This is a genomic window from Burkholderia sp. Bp8984, from assembly GCF_003853755.1.
Classification (GTDB): Bacteria; Pseudomonadota; Gammaproteobacteria; order Burkholderiales; family Burkholderiaceae; genus Burkholderia.
In genome coordinates, this window is record NZ_QTQN01000005.1 from 50,749 (window position 1) to 72,697 (window position 21,949).

15 protein-coding genes are annotated in these 21,949 nt (G+C 65.5%); 14 read left to right on the forward strand and 1 reads right to left on the reverse strand.

The window, feature by feature from the left end:
• Positions 1 to 4 precede the first annotated feature (4 nt).
• From DID98_RS07305 to DID98_RS07360, 11 genes are all read left to right on the forward strand, one after another.
• On the forward strand, positions 5 to 931 hold the full coding sequence (locus DID98_RS07305) for a CysB family HTH-type transcriptional regulator (protein ID WP_044843605.1): 927 nt from the start codon (positions 5 to 7) through the stop codon (positions 929 to 931).
• Between the two features lie 518 nt (positions 932 to 1,449).
• Positions 1,450 to 2,400, forward strand: coding sequence for a sugar ABC transporter substrate-binding protein (locus tag DID98_RS07310; RefSeq protein WP_044843604.1), 951 nt, complete (start codon positions 1,450 to 1,452; stop codon positions 2,398 to 2,400).
• Between the two features lie 145 nt (positions 2,401 to 2,545).
• Positions 2,546 to 4,159 carry a sugar ABC transporter ATP-binding protein gene (locus tag DID98_RS07315; RefSeq protein ID WP_124570454.1) on the forward strand — a complete coding sequence of 538 codons (1,614 nt, stop codon included), beginning with the start codon at positions 2,546 to 2,548 and terminating at the stop codon, positions 4,157 to 4,159.
• Entirely contained in the window at positions 4,156 to 5,175 is a 1,020-nt protein-coding gene (locus DID98_RS07320) for an ABC transporter permease (RefSeq protein WP_044843602.1), read from the forward strand. Before DID98_RS07315 ends, DID98_RS07320 begins: the two co-directional genes overlap by 4 nt.
• A gap of 35 nt (positions 5,176 to 5,210) precedes the next feature.
• Positions 5,211 to 6,242: a LacI family DNA-binding transcriptional regulator gene (locus tag DID98_RS07325; RefSeq protein ID WP_044843601.1), complete on the forward strand. Its 1,032-nt coding sequence runs from the start codon at positions 5,211 to 5,213 to the stop codon at positions 6,240 to 6,242.
• A complete protein-coding gene (gene rbsK, locus DID98_RS07330; protein ID WP_124570455.1) occupies positions 6,239 to 7,168 on the forward strand; it encodes a ribokinase in 930 nt (309 codons plus the stop codon). The genes DID98_RS07325 and rbsK overlap by 4 nt, the downstream gene beginning before the upstream one ends.
• Before the next feature lie 279 nt (positions 7,169 to 7,447).
• Complete coding sequence (locus DID98_RS07335) at positions 7,448 to 9,205, forward strand: methyl-accepting chemotaxis protein (protein WP_124570456.1); 1,758 nt, start codon at positions 7,448 to 7,450, stop codon at positions 9,203 to 9,205.
• Positions 9,206 to 9,748: 543 nt separating this feature from the next.
• Positions 9,749 to 11,671 (forward strand): PrkA family serine protein kinase, encoded by a 1,923-nt coding sequence (locus tag DID98_RS07345; protein ID WP_044843599.1) that lies wholly within the window; start codon positions 9,749 to 9,751, stop codon positions 11,669 to 11,671.
• Positions 11,672 to 11,796: 125 nt separating this feature from the next.
• On the forward strand, positions 11,797 to 13,065 hold the full coding sequence (locus DID98_RS07350; RefSeq protein ID WP_044843598.1) for a YeaH/YhbH family protein: 1,269 nt from the start codon (positions 11,797 to 11,799) through the stop codon (positions 13,063 to 13,065).
• Positions 13,062 to 14,741, forward strand: a complete 1,680-nt coding sequence (locus DID98_RS07355) for a SpoVR family protein (protein WP_044843597.1) — start codon at positions 13,062 to 13,064, stop codon at positions 14,739 to 14,741. Before DID98_RS07350 ends, DID98_RS07355 begins: the two co-directional genes overlap by 4 nt.
• A 235-nt stretch (positions 14,742 to 14,976) precedes the next feature.
• Positions 14,977 to 16,281, forward strand: coding sequence for an MFS family transporter (locus tag DID98_RS07360; RefSeq protein ID WP_124485536.1), 1,305 nt, complete (start codon positions 14,977 to 14,979; stop codon positions 16,279 to 16,281).
• A 26-nt stretch (positions 16,282 to 16,307) separates the two neighbouring features.
• On the opposite strand, the gene DID98_RS07365 is transcribed toward DID98_RS07360, so the two are convergent.
• A complete protein-coding gene (locus tag DID98_RS07365; protein WP_124570457.1) occupies positions 16,308 to 16,628 on the reverse strand; it encodes a hypothetical protein in 321 nt (106 codons plus the stop codon).
• A 1,127-nt stretch (positions 16,629 to 17,755) separates the two neighbouring features.
• Here DID98_RS07365 and DID98_RS07370 point away from each other — a divergent pair.
• Genes DID98_RS07370 through DID98_RS07380 form a run of 3 tightly spaced genes read left to right on the forward strand, consistent with a single transcriptional unit; the run spans position 17,756 to position 21,948 of the window.
• On the forward strand, positions 17,756 to 18,340 hold the full coding sequence (locus DID98_RS07370; RefSeq protein WP_124570458.1) for a fimbrial protein: 585 nt from the start codon (positions 17,756 to 17,758) through the stop codon (positions 18,338 to 18,340).
• Between the two features lie 3 nt (positions 18,341 to 18,343).
• Positions 18,344 to 19,123, forward strand: coding sequence for a molecular chaperone (locus DID98_RS07375; RefSeq protein ID WP_260428054.1), 780 nt, complete (start codon positions 18,344 to 18,346; stop codon positions 19,121 to 19,123).
• 29 nt (positions 19,124 to 19,152) lie between these two features.
• A complete protein-coding gene (locus DID98_RS07380; RefSeq protein WP_260428055.1) occupies positions 19,153 to 21,948 on the forward strand; it encodes a fimbria/pilus outer membrane usher protein in 2,796 nt (931 codons plus the stop codon).
• Position 21,949: the final 1 nt, after the last annotated feature.

Consider the following 21,949-nt stretch of genomic DNA (forward strand, 5'->3'; position numbering starts at 1 on the left):
ACCCATGAATTTTCAGCAATTGCGTTTCGTGCGCGAGGCCGTGCGCCAGAACATGAACCTGACGGAAGTCGCGAACGTGCTGTACACGTCGCAGTCGGGCGTGTCGAAGCAGATCAAGGATCTCGAGGATGAACTGGGCGTCGATATCTTCATCCGGCGCGGCAAGCGGCTCACGGGGCTCACGGAGCCCGGCAAGGCCGTGCACCAGCTGATCGAGCGGATGCTGCTGGATGCGGAAAACCTGCGCCGCGTCGCGCGCCAGTTCGCGGACCAGGACAGCGGCCACCTCGTCGTCGCGACGACGCACACGCAAGCGCGCTACGCGCTGCCGAAGGTGATCCGCCAGTTCACCGAGGTGTTTCCGAAGGTGCATCTCGCGCTGCGCCAGGGCAGCCCGCAGCAGATCGCGCAGATGATCCTGAACGGCGAAGCCGATCTCGGCATCTCGACCGAGGCGCTCGATCGCTATCCGGACATCGTCACGTTCCCGTGCTATTCGTGGCACCACACGGTCGTCGTGCCGAAGGGGCATCCGCTCGTCGGTCGCGAGAACCTGACGCTCGACGAAATCGCCGAGTACCCGATCATCACGTATGACCAGGACTTCACGGGCCGCTCGCACATCGACCAGGCATTCGCGCAGGCCGGCGCCGTGCCCGACGTCGTGCTGACTGCAATCGACGCGGACGTGATCAAGACCTACGTCGAGCTCGGGATGGGGATCGGCGTCGTCGCAGCGATGGCCTTCGATCCGCAGCGCGACACCGGGCTCGTCGCGCTCGACACGCAGCACCTGTTCGAGGCGAGCACGACACGGGTCGGGTTGCGCAAGGGCGCATTCCTGCGCGCGTATGCGTACCGGCTGATCGAGATGTTCGCGCCGCACCTGAACGAAGCGGAAATCGCCGGGCTGCTGCGCGAAGCGGTCTGACGGCGGGACGATGTTCCGGGGGCGCGGCAGGCGCCCTTCGGACGCGTTGCATCGGGCGCCGATGCTGCATCCGCCATCTCAGGGCGTGCCGACGCGTCGGTCCTTCGATCGAAGCTGTCGCTCACAAGCCGGGTTGCCGTGAGCGGCGGCCGTCATCTGATCGCCGACCAATAGAAAAACAAGACGGCGCATGCGCGTGCCTCGCTTCGATCATGTAACGCGCCGCAATCGGCACGTGCAACCGCGCGCTCCGAATAAACCCTTAAATATTGATCAGACGGGTTGCGCGTCGAACCGAAACGGTACAGCATAGCTTCCACTCCGCCGGCGTCCCGCCGGCGGTGGCGCGTCACGACAGCACGCGCCAGGCAGTCGGCCGTCTGCCTCGCTTCCATTCCGTGGTACCGACAAGCAGCAACGATGGCCAATGCCCGGGAAGTGTAGCGCAAACGTTTGCTCTCATTAAAACAACAGTCAAACAATAATCTGGCCCGTGGGCCAGTCGCCAGGAGATGTGTATGAATGTCCTCTTTCGCCGTCGCTTCCTGACCGCCGCGCTTGCCGCCGTCGCGGTCGCTGCCGCACCGGCCGTCCATGCGCAGGCCGCGGCCAAGCCGAAGGTCGCGCTCGTGATGAAGTCGCTCGCCAACGAGTTCTTCCTGACGATGGAAAACGGCGCGAAGGAATACCAGAAGCACAACGCCGGCCAGTTCGACCTGATCACGAACGGCATCAAGGACGAGACCGACACCGCGAACCAGATCCGCATCGTCGAGCAGATGATCGTGTCGAAGGTCGATGCGATCGTGCTCGCGCCGGCCGATTCGAAGGCGCTCGTGCCGGTCGTGAAGAAGGCGGTCGACGCGGGCATCACCGTCGTGAACATCGACAACCGGCTCGACCCGGACGTGCTGAAATCGAAGAACCTGAACGTGCCGTTCGTCGGCCCCGACAACCGCAAGGGCGCGCGCAAGATCGGCGACTACCTCGCGAAGCGGCTGAAGGCGGGCGACCAGGTCGGCATCCTCGAAGGCGTGTCGACGACGACCAACGCGCAGCAGCGCACGGCCGGCTTCGAGGACGCGATGAAGGCGGGCGGGATGAAGGTCGTGTCGGTGCAGTCGGGCGAATGGGAGATCGACAAGGGCAATGCGGTCGCGTCCGCGATGCTCAACGAATACCCGAACCTGCGCGCGTTGCTGTGCGGCAACGACAACATGGCGATCGGCGCCGTGTCGGCCGTGCGCGCGGCGGGCAAGCAGGGCAAGGTGTTCGTGGTCGGCTACGACAACATCAACGCGATCAGACCGATGCTGAAGGACGGCCGCGTGCTCGCGACCGCCGACCAGTACGCGGCGAAACAGGCCGTGTTCGGCATCGACACGGCGCTCAAGGCGATCGCCGAGCATCGCAAGCAGGCCGACATGTCCGGCGTGGTCGAGACGCCGGTGGATCTCGTGACGAAGTAACGCCGCCCCGTCGCGGCCGCCGGCCTCAAGAAGCGGGCCCGGCGGCCGTTATACGGAGTGAGCGCGATCACGGCCACTGCATGCACATGCACTTGTGAGCGTCACACCCGCGCGCCGCGTGCGCGCGGCCGCAACCAGGATCGCGATGGAACCGACCTTCCAACCCTCCCGTTCAGCCGTTCCCGTGCTGTCCGTCTCCGGTGTGGGCAAGACCTACGCCGAACCGGTGCTCGCCGACGTCACGTTGACGCTCGTGCCGGGTGAAGCGCTCGCGCTGACGGGCGAGAACGGCGCCGGCAAGAGCACGCTGTCGAAGATCATCGGCGGGCTCGTCGACCCGACGACCGGCACGATGCAACTCGGCGGCCAGGCCTACGCGCCGGCGAGCCGCACGCAGGCCGAGGCGCTCGGCGTGCGCATGGTGATGCAGGAGCTGAACCTGCTGCCGACGCTGACGGTCGCCGAGAACCTGTTCCTGAACCGTCTGCCGCGGCGCTTCGGCATCATCGATCGCGCGCGGCTGCGCGACGATGCGCGTGCCGCGATGGCGCAGGTCGGGCTCGACGCGGTCGATCCCGATACGCCGGTGGGTGCGCTCGGCATCGGCCACCAGCAGATGGTCGAGATCGCGCGCAACCTGATCGGCGACTGCCGTGTGCTGATCCTCGACGAACCGACCGCGATGCTGACCGCGCGCGAGGTCGAACTGCTGTTCGAGCAGGTCGACCGGCTGAAGGCGCGCGGCGTGGCGATCGTCTACATCTCGCACCGGCTCGAGGAACTCGCGCGGGTCGCCGAGCGTGTCGCGGTGCTGCGCGACGGCCGGCTCGTGCACGTCGGCGACATGGCCGCGACGACGTCCGACGGGCTCGTCACGCTGATGGTCGGGCGCGAGGTCGGCGAGCACATCGACCTCGGCGCGCGCCGCATCGGCGCGCCGCGCCTCGTCGTGTCGGGCATGACGCGCGGCACGGCCGTGCAGGACGTGTCGCTCGAAGTGCGCTCGGGCGAAATCTTCGGCATCTCGGGGCTGATCGGTGCCGGGCGCACCGAATTGCTGCGGCTGATCTACGGCGCGGACACGCCGGACGCCGGGATGATCGCGGTCGGCGATCCGCTGAAGCCGGCGCGCATCGGCTCGCCCGTCGACGCGGTGAAGCACGGCATCGCGCTGATCACCGAGGACCGCAAGGGCGAAGGGCTGCTGCTGTCGCAGTCGGTCACGTCGAACGTGTCGCTCGGCCAGCTCGACCGGCTCGCGCGCGGCGGCATCGTCGATACGGCGCGCGAGACGGCGCTCGCCGAGCAGCAGATCGACGCGCTGCGGATCCGCACCCACGGCGCCGCGCAGGCGGTCGGCGAACTGTCGGGCGGCAACCAGCAGAAGGTCGTGATCGGCCGCTGGCTCGCGCGCGACATGGGCGTGCTGCTGTTCGACGAACCGACCCGCGGGATCGACGTCGGCGCCAAATTCGAGATCTACACGCTGATGGGCGCGCTCGCGCGCGAGGGCCGGGCGCTGGTGGTCGTCTCGAGCGACCTGCGCGAGCTGATGCTGATCTGCGACCGGATCGGCGTGATGTCGGCCGGCCGCATGACCGCCGTGTTCGAACGCGGCAACTGGACCCAGGATGCGCTGCTGGCCGCGGCGTTCGCCGGCTTCGGCCGCGCAGCGCTGCCGGACGGCGCACGCCATCCGGATGCGGAAAGCGCGCCGCGCGCGGCTTCCGCCTCTTCGACGACAGGACGACAGCAATGACCCAGCCTCCCGTATCCCCGAGCGACGCCGGCGCGCAGCAGGACGTGACCGGGCGCCGCGCGCGCACGCTGTCCGGCACGCGGCTCGGCGTGTCGAACTATCTCGGGCTCGCCGGCGCGCTCGCCGCGATGATCGCGCTGTTCTCGACGCTCAGCTCGCATTTCCTGACCTACGATACGTTCAGCACGATCGCAAACCAGATCCCCGATCTCGTCGTGATGTCGGTCGGGATGACGTTCGTGCTGATCATCGCCGGCATCGACCTGTCGGTCGGCTCGGTGCTCGCGCTGGCCGCGTCGATGGTCAGCGTGGCCGCGCTGAAATGGCATTGGGGGCCGCTGCCCGCCGCGCTGATCGGGATCGCGGTCGCGACCGTGACCGGCTCGCTGACGGGCGCGATCACGGTGGGCTGGCGGATTCCGTCGTTCATCGTGTCGCTCGGCGTGCTCGAGGCCGCGCGCGGTGTCGCGTACCAGCTGACGAATTCGCGCACGGCCTACATCGGCGACGCGTTCGATTTCCTCTCGAACCCGATCGCGCTCGGCATCTCGCCGGCGTTCCTGATCGCGGTCGCGGTGATGATCGCGGCGCAGTTCGTGCTCACGCGCACCGTGTTCGGGCGCTATCTTGTCGGTATCGGCACGAATGAAGAAGCCGTCCGGCTTGCCGGGGTTAACCCGCGGCCGTATAAAATCCTCGTATTCGCACTGATGGGCGCGCTCGCGGGGCTCGCGTCGCTGTTCCAGATCTCGCGGCTCGAGGCCGCCGACCCGAACGCGGGCGTGGGCCTCGAACTGCAGGTGATCGCAGCCGTCGTGATCGGCGGCACGAGCCTGATGGGCGGGCGCGGCTCGGTGATCAGCACGTTCTTCGGCGTGTTGATCATTTCCGTGCTGGCCGCGGGGCTGGCGCAGATCGGCGCGAACGAGCCGACCAAACGGATCATCACCGGGGCGGTGATCGTGGTGGCGGTCGTGCTCGATACGTATCGCAGCCGGCGCGCGCGCGCCCGGTAAAACTACACAGAAAGCAGACCAGAGAGAAACGGGAAATGGCGACGATCAAGGATGTGGCGGCCATGGCGGGCGTGTCGTTTACGACCGTCTCGCACGTGGTGAACAATTCGCGGCCGGTGTCCGCGGATGTGCGTGCGAAGGTCGAAGGCGCGATCCGCGAGCTGAACTACGTGCCATCGGCCGTGGCGCGCTCGCTGAAGGCGCGCTCGACGGCGACCATCGGCCTCGTCGTGCCGAACAGCACGAATCCGTACTTCGCGGAGCTTGCGCGCGGCATCGAGGACCAGTGCGCGGCCAACGGCTATTGCGTGTTCTTCTGCAACTCGGACGACGATCCCGTGAAGCAGCGCAACTACCTGCGCGTGCTGCAGGAAAAGCGCATCGACGGGCTGATCGTCGCGTCGGCCGGCGAGGACGCGGTGCTCGCGCAGACGCTCGCCGACGCGCATGCGCCGCTCGTCGTCGTCGACCGCAACATCGAGGGGCTGGCGGCCGATCTCGTGCAGATCGACCACGAACGCGGCGCCTACCTGGCGACGCGTCATCTGCTCGAACTCGGGCACGCGAAGATCGGCTGCATCACCGGGCCGACCGACACGGCCGTCAGCGCGATGCGCGTGCACGGCTTCATCCGCGCGATGGCCGAGCGCGGGATCGACATCGTGCCGGGCGCGATCGCGGAAAGCGATTTTTCGTGCCTGGGCGGCTATCACGCGGCATCGCGGCTGTTCGAGTCGGTGCACCCGAGCGCGATTTTCGCGGGCAACGACCTGATGGGCGTCGGCGCGCTGCGCGCGGCGGCCGAGCGCGGCATGCGCGTGCCGGACGACTGCTCGATCATCGGCTTCGACGACATCGAATTCTCCCGTTATACCTATCCGGCGCTGTCGACGGTCGGCCAGTCGGTGCGCGCCCTCGGCGAAATGGCCGCGCAGACGCTGATCGAGCGGATCGGCGGCGGCTCGACGGCCGCGCCGAGCCGTCGTCGTGTCGTGTCGCCGCGTCTGGTGCTGCGCGAATCGACGGCGGTCTACCGCGAGCCGGCCGCGCCGGGTGCTCGCCCATGACGGCGCGTGCGGCAGGCGCCGGCCGCGTGACGGTGGTCGGCAGCCTCAACATGGATCTCGTCGTACGGGCGTCGCGGCTGCCGTTGCCGGGCGAAACGCTCGCCGGTCACGCGTATGCGCAGGCCGCGGGGGGCAAGGGCGGCAACCAGGCCGTCGCGGCCGCACGGCTCGGCGCGCAGGTCGCGATGATCGGCTGCGTCGGCGCGGATGCGCACGGCACCGCGCTGCGGGCCGGCCTCGAGACCGAAGGCATCGACTGCTCGCGGCTCGCGACGAGCAAGACGGCGTCGAGCGGCGTCGCCTTGATCGTCGTCGACGACGCCAGCCAGAACACGATCGTGATCGTCGCGGGCGGCAACGGCGAAGTCACGACGGATACGGTGGCGCGGCACGAGGCGGCGCTGGCCGCGACCGACGTGCTGATCTGCCAGCTCGAGACGCCGCCGGACGCCGTGTTCGCCGCGCTGTCGGCCGGGCGGCGGCTCGGCCGCACCGTGGTGCTCAATCCGGCGCCTGCCGTCGCGCCGCTGCCGGACGGCTGGCTGCCGCTGGTCGATTACCTGATCCCGAACGAAGTCGAGGCGGCCGCGCTTACCGGGCTGCCGGTGCGCAATCCGGCCGAGGCGGAAGCCGCGGCGCGTGCATTGCGGGCAGCCGGCGCGCGCAATGTGCTGATCACGCTCGGCGCGCGCGGCGTGTTCGCGCTGACGGCCGACGGCGCGGCACGCCACTATCCGGCCCCCGTCGTCAAGGCGGTCGACACGACCGCGGCGGGCGACACCTTCATCGGCGGTTTCGCCGCACGGCTCGCGGCCGGCGCGGACGTCGATGCCGCCATCCGCTTCGCGCAACGCGCGGCGGCGCTGTCGGTCACGCGCGCAGGCGCGCAGCCGTCGATTCCCACGCTCGCCGAACTGGCCGAATAGGGCTGGATCGCGCATCCCGGCCGGCGCGTGCGACAACAGGCGGCCGGCCATCTTTCCCCACTTGTCTGTCCTCGATTGCTTGCCGTGCGCGTTCACGAAGCGGGCCGGCGATGCTTCGCCCCTATTATTCTGGAATCTGTAATGAACTGGTGAATTGCTGAAAAAATTGATGTGAATACCATCAAGCTGCGCAACATCCGGTCGTAAATACACCTGGGCGAAACACTGTTTCGAAAAACGGGCCTTGCCCGTCCACGACGACGCAACACAGGAAGAATGATGGTGATCGGAAACCTGACGATACGTGCGCGCATCGGTTTGACGATGGCGTTTCTCGCGGTACTGCTGGGCGCGATTGGCGTACTCGGCGTGTACGGGATGACGCGCTCGAACGATGCGACGCGCGAGATTTTCACGAACCAGATGCCGAGCGCGGTCGACGTGGCCGTTGCCGAAATGTACGCGGCGCGCGAGCGCCTGGCGCTCGATCGCGCCGCGCTGCTGGCGGGCACGCCCGACTCGGCTGCGGCCGTGGAACGCAGCCGCGCGATGCGCACGCAGTCCGACGCGTGGTGGCAAAAATACCTTGCACTGCCGCGCGGCCCGGAGGAAGACCGGCTCGCGCAGGACGTCGCCGCGAAGCGGCAGGCGCTGCAGCGCAGTTGCGACGCGTTCGGAGGGCTGGTCGCGGCGGGCGACCACGACCGGATCGGCGAGGGCGCCAAGCAGCTCTCGACGCTTTATAACGAGCTCTCGGTTGCGGGCGAAGCACTGCGCAATTTCCAGTTCACCGACGGGCAGGCGGGCTTCAACCGCGCGGAATCGTTGTACGAGACGCTGCGCGTGCTGTCGATCGTCCTGCTTGCGGCCGGTCTGGTTGCCGCCGCGTTTTCCTGGCTGACGCTCAGCCGTGCGATCGGCCGTCCGCTCGCGGACGCGCTCGCGCATTTCGACGCGATCGCCGCGGGCGACCTGCGCCGCTCGATCGTCGTGCATCGGCGCGACGAAATGGGCCAGCTCCTGGACGGTCTCGCGAGGATGCAGCGCGGCCTCGTCGACACGGTGCGCACCGTGCGCGGCGGCAGCGAGTCGATCGCGACCGCGGCGCGCCAGATCGCCGCAGGCAACATCGACCTGTCGTCGCGCACGGAAGAGCAGGCGTCCGCGCTGCAGGAAACCGCATCGAGCATGGAACAGCTGACCGGCACCGTGAAGCAGAACGCGGACAATGCGCGGCAGGCAAGCTCGCTGGCAGCGAACGCGTCGGAGATTGCAAACAAGGGCAATACGGTGGTCGGCCAGGTGGTCGGCACGATGGGCGAGATCAACGACAGCTCCGCGAAGATCGCGGACATCATCGCGATCATCGAGGGAATCGCGTTCCAGACCAACATCCTGGCGCTGAACGCGGCGGTCGAGGCCGCGCGCGCCGGCGAGGAAGGCCGCGGCTTCGCGGTCGTGGCGGGCGAGGTGCGCAGTCTCGCGCAGCGTTCGTCGAGCGCGGCCAAGGAGATCAAGATGCTGATCGACGCGTCGGTGGAGCGCATCCGGACGGGGTCGACGCTGGTCGACGAAGCCGGCCGCACGATGAGCGACGTGATCGGTGCGGTGCAGCGCGTGACCGACATCATGGGCGAGATCGCGGCGGCGTCCGAGGAACAGAGCGGCGGCATCGACCAGGTCGCGCGCGCGGTCGCGCAGATGGACGAGGTCACCCAGCAGAACGCCGCGCTCGTCGAGGAAGCGGCGGCCGCCGCGCAATCGCTCGACGAACAGGCCGCGCGCCTGCGCGAGACGGCGTCGGTGTTCCGGATCGACGACGACGCGGCGCAGCCGGCGACCGCTGCCGCCGCACGTCAGGCGCCGCGCGCGGTGCCCGCAGCGGCTGCGGTGCCGGTTTCGCCGCCCGCGCCGGCCGTGGCGCGCAACGATCGTGATGCAGCGCCGAAGCGCGCCGCGCCGGCGCGCAAGCCGGCTGCCGCGGCCGCCGCGCCCGCTCCGGTGGCTGCCGGCGCCGACGACTGGGAAACGTTCTGATTCGCGCGTGACGCGCATCTTTTCGCGGTAACGCTCCCCGGTATCTTTCCCCGTATCTCTCCCCATTTGGCAGCACACGACGCCCGCGACATGCGGGCGTCGTCGTTTCGACCGATGGAATGTGACAGCGCACGTGAAAGTTCGTGCGTCGCCGCGCACTGCGTGTTCGCATCCGCACTACGGGTATCTCCGGACGATGCGAAAAAAATTTGTAACGGCGCGCGCAGCGTGTCGTCGTAAACGGCCGCTCGAACGTCTAGGGATGAAGGGGGAGTGAAGGGTGCCGCGACGACGACGGAGGTGTCCAACGCACGAGACGTTCCGATGCTCGACGAGACGTCGCGGATGCCGTTTCCGCGACACGGGAGATCGATTGTAAAGCGTCGAAATGCGTTGTCCAAGCGGTGTTGTCGAGAATGACGAACTTCATACGAAGAGTTCGTGAAAAAAAATAAGAAAGGGTTTAGGATGAATTCGAACGCGCTTGCTTCTGCGCAGTCATAGAAGGCAGGCACGTCTTCAGACTCAGGCGAGGGAGGTAGCATGGATATTTACAGCAGCTTCGCGAACCGCTTCGAAAAAACGCGAGAGGAAGAGTTCTCGCTGGAGGAGTACCTCGCGCTCTGCAAGAACGATCCGTCAGCGTACGCCACGGCTGGCGAACGCATGCTGGCTGCAATCGGGGAACCCGAACAAATCGATACCCGCATCGACCCGCGCCTGTCGCGGATCTTCGCGAACAAGGTTATCAAGGTCTATCCCGCGTTCCGTGAATTCTACGGAATGGAGGAAGTGATCGAGCAGGTGGTCGCGTACTTCCGCCACGCTGCGCAAGGGCTCGAAGAGAAGAAGCAGATTCTCTACCTGCTCGGCCCGGTGGGCGGCGGCAAGTCGTCGATCGCTGAGCGCCTGAAGCAGCTGATGGAGCGTGTGCCGTTCTATGCGCTGAAGGGGTCGCCCGTCAACGAATCGCCGCTCGGGCTGTTCGACTACGACGAAGACGGCCCGATCCTCGAAGAGCAGTACGGCATTCCGCGCCGCTACCTGAAGAGCATCCTGAGTCCGTGGGCCGTCAAGCGCCTGCACGAATACAACGGCGATATCCGCCAGTTCCGCGTGGTACGCCGCTTTCCGTCGATCCTGCGGCAGATCGGCATCGCGAAGACGGAACCTGGCGACGAGAACAACCAGGACATTTCGTCGCTCGTCGGCAAGGTCGACATCCGCAAGCTTGAACAGTACGCGCAGGACGACGCCGATGCGTACAGCTACTCGGGCGGCCTGTGCCTGGCGAACCAGGGCCTGCTCGAATTCGTCGAAATGTTCAAGGCGCCGATCAAGGTGCTGCACCCGTTGCTGACCGCGACGCAGGAAGGCAACTTCAAGGGCACCGAAGGATTCGGCGCGATTCCGTTCGACGGCGTGATCCTCGCGCACTCGAACGAGTCGGAGTGGAAGGCCTTCCGCAACAACCGCAACAACGAGGCACTGCTCGACCGGATCTTCGTCGTGAAGGTGCCGTATTGCCTGCGCGTGTCGGAAGAGATCAAGATCTACGAGAAGCTGATTCGCAACTCGTCGCTGGCCGAGGCCGTGTGCGCGCCGGGCACGCTGAAGATGATGTCGCAGTTCTCGGTGCTGTCGCGCCTGCATGAGCCGGAGAATTCGAGCCTGTTCTCGAAGATGCAGGTGTACGACGGCGAAAACCTGAAGGACACCGATCCGAAAGCGAAGTCGTACCAGGAGTATCGCGACTATGCGGGCGTGGACGAAGGGATGACCGGCGTGTCGACGCGCTTCGCGTTCAAGATCCTGTCGCGCGTGTTCAACTTCGACTCGAGCGAGGTCGCGGCCAACCCCGTGCACCTGATGTACGTGCTCGAACAGCAGATCGAACGCGAGCAGTTCCCGCCGGAGACCGAGCAGAAGTACCTGTCGTTCGTGAAGGACGTACTCGCGTCGCGCTACGCGGAGTTCATCGGCAAGGAGATCCAGACGGCTTACCTCGAGTCGTATTCGGAGTACGGGCAGAACATCTTCGACCGCTACGTCACGTATGCGGACTTCTGGATCCAGGACCAGGAATTCCGCGATCACGACACGGGCGAGAGCTTCGACCGCGCCGCGCTGAATGCGGAGCTGGAGAAGATCGAGAAGCCGGCCGGGATCAGCAATCCGAAGGATTTCCGCAACGAGATCGTGAACTTCGTGTTGCGTGCACGGGCGGCGAACGCCGGGAAGAACCCCGTGTGGACGAGCTACGAGAAGTTGCGCGTCGTGATCGAGAAGAAGATGTTCTCGAATACCGAGGAACTGTTGCCGGTGATTTCGTTCAACGCCAAGGGTTCGGCGGAGGAGCAGCGCAAGCATGAGGACTTTGTGAACCGGATGGTCGCGAAGGGCTATACGCCGAAGCAGGTGAGGCTGCTTTGCGACTGGTACCTGCGCGTGCGCAAGTCGTCATGACGCGCGCGGTACCGCGCCCGTGCGGCGAGTCCGTACGGGCGCTTTCAGAGGCGCCGCCCGCATGACGGCAGACGGCATGCGCGGCGAGTGCCCCGGCAGATCGACTTTCGAGCGGGAGACCGGGAGTGCTTCATCAAATCATCGACCGCAGGCTGGCCGGCAAGAACAAGAGCATCGCCAACCGCGAACGCTTTCTGCGTCGCGTCAAGAACTACATTCGTCGTGCCGTGTCCGACGCGGTGCGCGACCGTAGCATCAAGGATATCCAGAGCACGCAAAGCATCACGATTCCGCGCAAGGACATCGCCGAGCCGAATTTCCGGCACGCGCCGGGCGGGCGTCGCGAATACGTGCACCCGGGCAACGAGGACTACGTGCGCGGCGACAAGATTCCGCGTCCGCAGGGCGGCTCGGGCGGCGGCGGCAGTCAGGCGAGCAACGAAGGCGAAGGGCAGGACGACTTCGTGTTCGAGCTGTCCCGCGACGAATTCATGCAGTACTTCTTCGACGACCTCGAACTGCCGCGCCTCGTGAAGACGCACCTGCTGACGGTGCCGAGCTGGAAGAACGTGCGCGCGGGCTGGTCGGCGGAAGGCACGCCGAACAACATCGACGTCGTGCGCTCGCTGCGCAGCGCGCTCGGGCGACGCATCGCGCTCGGTTCGCCGCTCGTCAACGAGCTGCGCGAACTCGAAGCGCGGCTCGAGGTGATGAAGCTCGATCCGGAAGACCGTCGCGAGGATATCGCGACGCTCGAGGCCGAGATCCATCATCTGAAGGGGCGCATCTGGCGGATCCCGTTCATCGATCCGTTCGACCTGCGCTACATCAACCGCGTGAAGCAGCCGCAACCGTCGAGCCAGGCCGTGATGTTCTGCCTGATGGACGTGTCGGGCTCGATGGACGAGCAGCGCAAGGATCTCGCGAAACGCTTCTTCATCCTGCTGTACCTGTTCCTGAAGCGCAACTATGAGCGCATTGAGGTCGTGTTCATCCGTCACCACACGCGCGCCGAGGAGGTCGACGAGGACACCTTCTTCCATTCGACCGAAAGCGGCGGCACCGTCGTGTCGAGCGCGCTCGAACTGATGCGCAAGGTGATGAACGAGCGCTACTCGCCGACCGAGTGGAACATCTACGGCGCGCAGGCGTCCGACGGCGACAACTGGACTGACGATTCGCCGAAGTGTCGCAAAATCCTGGAAGAGGATATCCTCACCAAGACGCGTTACTTCGCGTATATCCAGGTCGCCCCGGAAGAGCAGAACCTGTGGCTGGAGTACGCACAGCTGGCGCTGTCGCAACCGCACCTCGCGATGAAGAAAGTCGAATCGGCTGCCGATATTTACCCGGTGTTTCGCGAATTGTTCGAAAAGCAGGTGGAAATGTCATGACGACCCGCCATCTGCACAACGAGTCGCGCGGCTACGCGCCGCGCCCTTCCGGCGACGACACGGCCGGCCCTGCCGCATCGCAGCAAAGCGGCCGGACCGAACCGGCGGCGCCGGCCGCCGACTTGCCCGGTGCCGGGCAGAAGGAAGCGCGTATGAACGTTGCCGAACGCAAGCCGCTGCCGTGCCCGTCCGACTGGACGTTCGAGCTGCTCGAGGAATACGACACGCACATCTCGCAGGTCGCCGAGCAGTACGAGCTCGACATCTATCCGATCCAGCTCGAGCTGATCAGCGCCGAGCAGATGATGGATGCGTACGCGTCGGTCGGGATGCCGGTCAACTATCGCCACTGGTCGTTCGGCAAGCACTTCCTCGCGACCGAGAAAAGCTATCGCCGCGGCCAGATGGGCCTCGCGTACGAAATCGTCATCAACTCGAATCCCTGCATCGCGTATCTGATGGAAGAGAACACGATGACGATGCAGGCGCTCGTCATCGCGCACGCGGCGTACGGGCACAACTCCTTCTTCAAGGGCAACTACCTGTTCCGGTTGTGGACCGACGCGCACGCGATCATCGACTATCTCGTGTACGCGAAGAACTACGTCGCCGAATGCGAGGAGCGCTACGGCCTCGATCGCGTCGAGGAACTGCTCGATTCGTGCCATGCGCTGATGAACTACGGCGTCGACCGCTACAAGCGGCCGCAGAAGCCGTCGTTGTCGAAGGAGGCCGCGCTGCGGCGCGAGCGCGAGGCGTATCTGCAGTCGCAGGTCAACGAGCTGTGGCGCACGCTGCCGGGCAAGAAGCCCGAGCAGATGGAGGAGCAGGAAGGACGCTATCCGCCGGAGCCGCAGGAGAACCTGCTGTATTTCGCGGAGAAGAACGCGCCGCTGCTCGAGCCGTGGGAGCGGGAAGTGATCCGCATCGTGCGCAAGATCGGCCAGTACTTCTATCCGCAGCGGCAGACGCAGGTGATGAACGAAGGCTGGGCGACGTTCTGGCACTACACGCTGCTGAATACGCTGTACAACCAGGGCAAGCTGGAAGACGGCTTCATGATGGAGTTCCTGCACTCGCACAGCAACGTGGTCTACCAGCCGCCCGTCACGAAGCCGTACTACAGCGGGATCAACCCGTATGCGCTCGGCTTCTCGATGATGAGCGACATCCGCCGGATCTGCGAGGCGCCGACGGAAGAGGACTACAAGTGGTTTCCGGAGATCGCGGGCACCCCGTGGCTGCCGGCGATGCACTACGCGATGCGCAACTTCAAGGACGAGAGCTTCATCGCGCAGTACCTGTCGCCGAACCTGATCCGCGAGATGCGGCTGTTCTCGGTGCTCGACGACGACATGCGCGATTCGCTCGAGGTGTCGGCGATCCACGACGAGTCCGGCTACCAGTACGTGCGGCAGGCGTTGTCGCGGCAGTACGACATCCATCACCGCGAGCCGAACATCCAGGTGTGGGCCGTGAACACGCGCGGCGACCGCAGCCTCACGCTGCGCCATTTCATGACCGACAACCGCCATCTGTCGAACGACAGCGAGGAAGTGCTCAAGCACATGGCGCGGCTCTGGCAGTTCGACGTGTTCCTGGAAAGCGTCGACGAGGCCGGGACCGTGCGCAAGCGCTACGAGTGCCGCTACGTGCCGCCGGAGGTGCGCGTCTGACGATCGCCCGAGAGCAGTTTGCATCGGACGCCAGCCTGAGGGCTGGCGTTTTCATATGACGAACGCGTACCGGGAGAAAAATTTTCTACATCCGGACGAACCCGGAAAGCCCGTTACTTTACATTTCGCTAAAATCCCGTAGCGCCGTGCCGCCGGAACCGGTGCCACGTGCGACCGTACGCGACGGCCCGCGAGCCGTCTCGCCCAGAAAGCACTAAAAGGAACAGACCAACCCATGGACGTCCAGACCGACCAAGCTGCGCTGTCCGCGCATGACACCCGGCGGCGCGTGTTCGCCATCGTCGGCGCCTCGTCGGGCAACCTCGTCGAGTGGTTCGACTTCTACATCTACTCGTTCTGCGCGCTGTACTTCGCACCGGCGTTCTTCCCGAGCGGCAACACGACCACGCAGCTGCTGAACACGGCCGGCGTGTTCGCGGCCGGCTTCCTGATGCGTCCGATCGGCGGCTGGCTGTTCGGCCGCATCGCCGACCGTCACGGCCGTCGCACGGCGATGATGATCTCGGTGCTGATGATGTGCGGCGGCTCGCTCGTGATCGCGGTGCTGCCGACCTATGCGCAGATCGGCGCGCTGGCGCCGGCGCTGCTGCTGGTCGCGCGCCTGTTCCAGGGGCTGTCGGTGGGCGGCGAATACGGGACGAGCGCAACCTACATGAGCGAAGTCGCGCTGAAGGGGCGGCGCGGTTTCTTCGCGTCGTTCCAGTACGTGACGCTGATCGGCGGCCAGCTGTGCGCGCTGCTGGTACTCGTGATCCTGCAGCAGGCGCTGTCGAACGACGAGCTGAAGGCGTGGGGCTGGCGCATTCCGTTCGTCTGCGGGGCGGCGGCCGCGCTGATCTCGCTGTACCTGCGCAAATCGCTCGACGAGACGTCGACGAGCGCATCGCGTGACAAGAAGGACGCGGGCACGATCCGCGGCGTGTGGCAGCACAAGGGCGCCTTCTTCACGGTGGTCGGCTTCACGGCCGGCGGCTCGCTGATCTTCTACACCTTCACGACGTACATGCAGAAGTACCTCGTGAATACGGCCGGCATGCATGCGAAGACGGCCAGCAACGTGATGACCGTCGCGTTGCTCGTGTACATGCTGATCCAGCCGGTGTTCGGCGCGCTGTCCGACAAGATCGGCCGCCGCACGTCGATGATCCTGTTCGGCACGTTCGCGGTGATCGGCACGGTGCCGCTGATGCACGCGCTGAAGACCGTCACGAGCCCGACGGCCGCGTTCGTGCTGATCACGATCGCGCTGGCGATCGTCAGCTTCTACACGTCGATCAGCGGCCTCATCAAGGCCGAGATGTTCCCGCCGGAAGTGCGCGCGATGGGCGTCGGCCTGTCGTATGCGGTCGCGAACGCGATCTTCGGCGGCTCGGCCGAGTACGTCGCGCTGTGGTTCAAGTCGATCGGCAGCGAGGAAACCTTCTACTGGTACGTGACGGTGCTGTGCGCGATCTCGCTGATCGTGTCGTGGCGGATGCGCGATCCGAGCAAGGAAGGGTACCTGCGTCACGAACCGTGATCGATTGCGCGGCGCGCGCATCCGCATCATGACGAACGTCCCGCCAGCCGGCGGGACGTTTTTTTGCGGCGTGCGATTTCACGGGCGGAGCCGTCACGGCGGCGACACGGCGGTGGCATCCGCTGCTCGACGCTGGGCGTGCCGGCATGCGTGCATCCCGTCATATCGATATTGAAATCGATTCGTTGTTTGTTGCAGGCGATTTCCTTAATCTGAACTCGTAGTTCGTGTGACACCTCCTTGACTGGGATTCGCGCCCGCTGCGTGCAGCGGGCGTCTTTTTTTGCGCGCCGCGCGGTTCGCAAGCCGAGGCAGGGCCGGTGCCGCGTGGCGGCTTGCTTGCCCATGGGCGCTTGCTGCATGTCATCGCGACGGTCCCGGTCCGCGGTGACGGGGCCGCCTGCGGCCGACCGAGTGGATGGCGATGCGATGCACGTCATGCCCGTGCCGAGTCAAAGACACGATGAGCAAACTTGCGGTCGCCTTGCTCAGGGCTTCCGGGGCGACGCCAGGAGGGGGCAACACGCTCGTCGTGCCGGTATCCAGACGACATGCGTCTATGCACGCGGTCGAACTGTCGCCGACGTTGCTCGACGGCGACGCCGAGTGCCGCGCCAGATGCTCGCGCAGCAGGGCGGATCGGTGCTGCCGGTCGGTCGCTTGCACGATGGCGCAGCGACCAGTGAAGCGGACGACTTGCGAATGTCACGCGTCTCGTGTACCTCGCGGCACTTGCGCCGAACACCGGCGAAAACACCGACCGGCAGCGGATGTCGGTGCGGACGAACGCGCGCCGGACATCACCCTCGAAACAAACCATGCATCGCTCGCCAGACGACGACTGGGCGGTTGCGGAATGAGACGCGTCCGTGACGGAGCGTTCGTCGATGTGATTATGCGGAAAATTCCGGATCGCCATGGCGAATCGCGATCGAAAGTCGAATTTGGACGCAATGGCTATTCCGTATGGCCAATTCCGCGGCGAAACGAAAATCCTTGGAGCGTTCGGGCATTTGACTTGTCCTATATCCGATCGGCTCTAGAAATAAATTTCAAATTACTTCGTCCGGAAGGCGAGGGATTATTGGCTTTCAATAATCTTGACGATTGGTGTAGGTTTCTTTGGCTGTCCGCGGCGCATCGTGCCGCATCGCTGGCCATCGCTTCTGGCGGGCGGTCGATTTGGAGATCCGGCGAGACGATCCGCGACAAGCGCTTCAAACAGACGGGAGCGACGGCCGTCGGCATATGTCTGAATCTGAATTCCGGGTGAGTGAAAATCAATCCAATAATTCTTACTTGTACGATATCGGGAATCTGCATTCGAAAATAGAATGACTCGGTCGTCATTTTTCTGGATGGAATCATTCGCTTATTCGGAATAGGGCGATTCGATCCGGCTGCGGGTAGTGAGGTGCCTGCATGGCGATCGAGTTGTTTCGAGAAAAACGTCTGCTTTTAGAGGAATTCAACGATGAAAATGAATCTGCTTCGGGGTTGCGTTGCAGCCGGCATCGCGAGCGCCGCGCTGGTACCGTCGGTTTCCCACGCGTTCGACGGCGAGCTCGCCTTCTACGGCAGCATCTCCGACGTCACCTGCAACATCAACGGCGCAGCGCCCGGCGCCGGCAACCGGAAGGAAGTGCAACTCGGCGACCGCATCAGCCCGAGCAAGTTCGACAAGATCGGCGCGACGTCGGAGCCTGTCCCGTTCAGCCTGGTACTTGGCGGCAACGCGGGTTGTGCGGACGGCACCAAGGTCGTGATCGATTTCGATCCGGTTTCGGTCAACGTCAACCCGGAAACCGGCAACCTGAAGCTCATCGGGACCAAGCCGGCGGAGGGCGTCGAGATCCAGATCAGCGATGCAGGCAACGGCAAGACCGGCAAGATCGTGCTTGGCAAGCCGCAGAATCTGGCGGACGCGCAGGTCGCGACCATCGACAAAAACACGGCGACCCTGACGTACTCGGCGGCTTACGTATCGACCGCCGAACCGGCCGCGATCAAGACCGGCTCGGGCAACTCGTTCATTCGGTACACGCTCGCTTACCACTGATCGGTGCATTTCCCGTTCCACGTCATGGCCTTGTCAATTCGTAATCCTTATTTAGCATCCGTGGCCGGCTTCGTGGCGTGGGCTGCCTGCGCCGCGATGGCGCAGGCAGCGCTTCTGCTGGACGGCACCCGCGTGATTTTCCCTGAGCATGCCCGCGACGTGACCGTCCGGATGGAAAATTCCGGCACCGCGCCGGTGCTCGCACAGAGCTGGATCGACGACGGTCGCGCCAACGTGCCTCCGGAGCAGATGCGCACGCCGTTCATCGTCGCGCCGACGCTGGTACGCGTCGAAGCGGGGCGGGGCGCGGTGCTGCGCATCACGAACATGCAGGAGCCGCTGCCCGCCGACCGTGAGTCGGTGTTCTGGCTCAATGTGCTCGAGGTGCCTGCGGCGGAGCAGGACACGGACAACCTGCTGCGCTTCGCTTTCCGGACTCGCATCAAATTGTTCTACCGGCCCGCGGCGCTTGCGAACGACGTCGAGACCGCGCCGGCCAAACTGGTCTGGAAGGTATCAGCCAGTACGTCGCATGCGAACGAGCGACAGGTGTCGCTCGACGTTTCCAATCCGACACCCTATTACGTCTCGTTCGGGATGGTTGAAGGCGATGTCGGCGGAACCTTCATCCCGGCCGGCGGCGGGATGGTCGTGCCATTTGGCACCCAGCGTTTCCCGTTGCCGGGTGTCGCCGCACGATCGCATCGCCCCGTGGCCGTGCGATACATGGTCATCGACGACTACGGCGGGCGCAGCACGATAACCAAAAAACTGACCGACTGAGCAGTCGGTCCACGCAACGCGCCAGAGGCATGATCCTGCATGTCGAATCCGAGGTGGCAATGAGATGCGAGAGATTCGGTATGCGAAATAACTGTATCGACATGCGGAGTTTAGAAGGTTCACGTTCGTCATTCACATCCGGACCCGTCCCGCGACCCGCGCGGCGTCCTTGCCTGCTGGCAGTCGCTTCGGTATTTGCTTCGGTAGCGATGTCGGCGAGCGCAAACGCTGTCGCGGACGCGATCGAGCCGGACAACGCACGCCATGCAGGCGCGGGCGCATCGCCGATTCTCCCGCCTGCTGGCGCGACGCATTTCGACGATTCGATGCTGATGCGTGGCCCGGGCAGTGAGCCGATCGATACGACGCCGTTCGAGCGGCCGAACGGCATCGTACCGGGCCAGCATCGTGCGGATCTGATCGTCAACGGGCAGTGGCGCGGTGTCGAGGAGATCACGTTCCGGCGTGACGAGCACGGCGACGTGCGGCCGTGCTACGACCGCCTGCTGCTGCAGCGGGCCGGCGTCGACCTCGACCGGAGCGAGCGAGGCCAGGACGGCAGCCAGCCGCCGAATCCGATGCCCGACGCGCTGTTCTGCGACGCGCCTTCCCGGTACGTGCCCGGTGCTGTGCTGTCGTTCGATCCGGCGGAGCAGAAACTGTATCTGACGGTGCCGCAGTTCTATATGCGGCGGGCCAGCCACAGCACCTATGTCGACCCGGCAAACTGGACGAACGGCGTGCCGGCTGCGTTGCTGAACTACAACGTCAGCGCGTTCACGACGCGCTCCGGCGGCGACGAGTTCTCGCAGCTCTACACCGGCCTTTCGATGGCGGCGAGCGCAGGGCGCTTCCGGATTCGCCACAACGGCAACCTGACCTGGTCGCAGCGCGGTGGCGCGCGCTACCAGCGCGGTTACGTCTATGCACAAACCGATCTGCCCGAATGGCGTGCGCAGTTGCTGGCGGGCGAGAGTTCGACCAGCGGTGCACTGTTCGACGCCATATCGTTTCGAGGCGTGCAACTGGCCAGCGATGACCGGATGCTGCCCGACGAGCAGCGCTACTACGCACCGATCGTGCGAGGCATTGCACAGACGAACGCGAAGGTGTCGATCTATCAGCGCGGCTACCTCGTTCACGAGACGACCGTCGCCCCCGGGCCGTTCGCGATCGAGAACCTTCAGGCGATGAGCTACGGCGGCGACCTGAACGTGACGGTGACCGAAGCGAACGGCGAAACGCGCAGTTTCGTGGTGCCGTTCGCAACGACGGTCCAGTTGTTGCGTCCCGGCAGCACGCGGTTCAGCGCGATGGCGGGACGGGCAATCGAACTCGGCGGCGATATCGGCACGCAATACGTCGGCCAGTTCACGGTGCAGCGTGGCGTCAGCAATACGGTGACGGCCTACGGAGGCGCCGCGTTTGCGAATCGCTACCAGTCGGTGCTGATGGGTGCCGCGCTCAACACGTCGATTGGCGGCTTCGCGGCGGACGTCACGATCGCGCGGACCCAGCCGCCAGGCGGTGACCGTCTGACCGGGTCGAGTATCCGCGTGTCGTACAGCAAGAACCTGCCGAACAGCGGCACGAACTTTTCGCTGCTCGCCTATCGCTACTCGACGAAAGGCTATCTCGGCCTGCGCGACGCGTTGCTGCTGAACGGCAGGGGCGACCAGGGCGCCGGCGCCGAAGCGTTTCCGCGGCTGCGCAATCGAGTCGACCTCAACGTGAGTCAACAGATCGGGCGATCGGGCAACGTTTACGCGAACGGATCGGCGCTCAGCTACTGGGCGGGGGGCGGGCAGTCGCTCAGTTTCACGCTCGGCTACAGCACGCAATGGCGCGACGCCACGCTGACCGCGTCGGTGCAGCGTGTGCGCAACCTGTCCGCACGCGGCCCGTCGTCCGGCGGCGAGGCGGGCAGCACGCTCGTGAGCGTGAACGTATCGATCCCGCTGGGGCACAACACGCGGCGCGCGCCGATCTTCAGCACGCTCGTCACACACGACAGCAGCGCCGGCACGAGCGCCACGGCGAGCGTGGCCGGCCGATTCGGCGAGCGGAGCGACGGGTCGTATTCGTTGTCGTCGAGCTACGACGGCAACAACCGCGCGGCGTCAGGCGGCGTCGGCATCGGCTATCAATTGCCGTCGATGTCGCTGTCGGCGAATTTCGGGCTCGGGCGCGAATACCAGCAGGCATCGGCGAACGCGACGGGCGGCCTGGTGCTGCACCCGGGCGGTCTGACGGCGGCGCCCACGCTGAGCGAGACGATCGGCGTCGTGCACGCGCCGCACGCGCGCGGTGCGCTGGTCGCCAATACGAGCGCACGCGTCGACCGGTTCGGCTACGCGATCGTACCGAGCCTCATCCCGTATCAGCTCAACAAGGTCGACATCGATCCCAAGGACGTCCCGGATGATGTCGAACTGAAGACCGTTTCGCGCAGCGTTGCCCCGCGCGCGGGCTCCGTCGTCATGCTGTCGTACGACACGCTGAAGGCGCGTGCGTTGCTGATCGACGCGCAGACCGACGACGGTCGGCCGCTCCCGTTCGCGGCACGCGCGCTCGACGCGCGCACCGGCGCCGCGCTCGGCGTGGTCGGCCAGGGCAGCCGCCTGTTCGTGCGCGGTGCCGAGAACGACGGTCGGATCCGCGTCGAATGGGGGGCGCGTCCCGACCAGCAGTGCGTGATCGATTATTCGGTGCCGGCAGCACAGCGCACGGGCAGTGGTTACGTGCCGATGACCGGCACCTGCCGTGTGTCGACGGCGCCTCCACTGGCCGCCGCATCGTCCGCCGGCCGTGTCGGGGAGCGTTAGT